General features: G+C 41.5%; 2 protein-coding genes. Both read right to left on the bottom strand.

Annotated elements, in window-relative coordinates:
- A partial coding sequence (locus O3603_RS12020; protein WP_371523052.1) for a PorT family protein occupies positions 1-881 on the bottom strand: 881 nt, incomplete at its 3' end.
- Between the two features lie 17 nt (positions 882-898).
- A partial coding sequence (locus O3603_RS12015; RefSeq protein ID WP_371523051.1) for an outer membrane beta-barrel protein occupies positions 899-1,279 on the bottom strand: 381 nt, incomplete at its 5' end.

Genomic DNA, 1,279 nt, shown 5'->3' with positions numbered 1-1,279 from the left:
CCTGCTCCCATATAGAACTTTGGGAAAGCATAGAAACGAAGCAGGACTTGCGGAGTGATGAAATTATAATGAAATCGTGTAGTCTCAGTTACATTTTCAGGTTTCTTGTACTCCGTCAGCTTGCTGGAGATACGAGTATAATCAATGTTCAACTCTGCACCTAACCTGCGATATTGCCATGTTCCAAAGACACCAATACGAGGACTGATACCACCACGTTCACTCATTGTGAAAGTAGGGCGTATGTCATAGGTTTCAATAATACTGCTTAATCCTGAAATGCTGGAATAACCTACTCCTGCTCTGAGTCCAATCCGAAAAAGGTGATGGTGAGGAAAAGAGTAAGTCCTCATAGATGGAGTTTCTTTCGGAATTTCCTCTACTATGGTGGGCTGGCTATTCATAGAGTTGTCAAGAACATGTTCACCTTTTTTCTGATTAGTAGGTTCATTGTCTGGTTCTTTCGTCTCGTGTTTTATACTGGCTGTTTTATCGTTTACAGATGAAACGTCAGTTGATAATGATGGAGAAAGGATAGGCTGCTCTGACGAAAAATGTTTGCCATTAGCGGTTTTCCTTGTCATGCTTGATTTTTTAATTCTCCTTGTATTGATACTTGTAACGTTTCGGGGCACATTCCTCAGCTTATTATATACACAATCTGAACGTCCCGAATCTTTCTGCACATTTGTCCTGTCTAAAGAAGAAGAGACCGGTGGTGTAGTAGATTGTGATGGTGCCTTGTCTGCAGTCTTTTGTTCTATACGCTGCTCAGACTCTGGCTCGTCATTAACACAGCGTTCTATACCCAAAAGAGTAGCTATGCCAAGAAAGATTCCTACCAGAATATAACGTTTCCTGCTGTTGCTCTTGTCCTTCATAGATAAACTCATAAGGGTTAAAGTTTAAAAAGATAGCTGATACTAAGCTCTATGTTCTGTCCGTGGGTTGAATGTTCTGCCCAATTATAGTCATTACGTTCTGTCTTAATGGTAGAGTTCAATCCGTGAAAGTAACGTAAATCTAAAGCCCAGTGGTTGCCAATTTCATAACCAAAGCCACCGCCAACGGCAATATCTGGCTGCCCCGTCAGTTTCTCCTTCATCAGACGCTCCGTCTCTGCGACAGTGGCAAAATGATAGTTTGCAAACTTACTGTCTTCTTGATTACTCTCGTAAGATATGCCCTTACCATTAAGATTAGCTCCCGCACGTCCACCAATTGAAATATTAAACCCTTTGCGCCAAGGATAAATCTTCAGCAGAGCAGATACACCAAT

It is taken from the genome of Prevotella sp. 20925_1_30 (genome assembly GCF_041433025.1).
GTDB classification, from domain to species: Bacteria; Bacteroidota; Bacteroidia; order Bacteroidales; family Bacteroidaceae; genus Prevotella; species Prevotella vespertina.
Note: the sequence above shows the minus strand (reverse complement) of the source record. Positions and strands in the feature narration are given on the sequence as shown.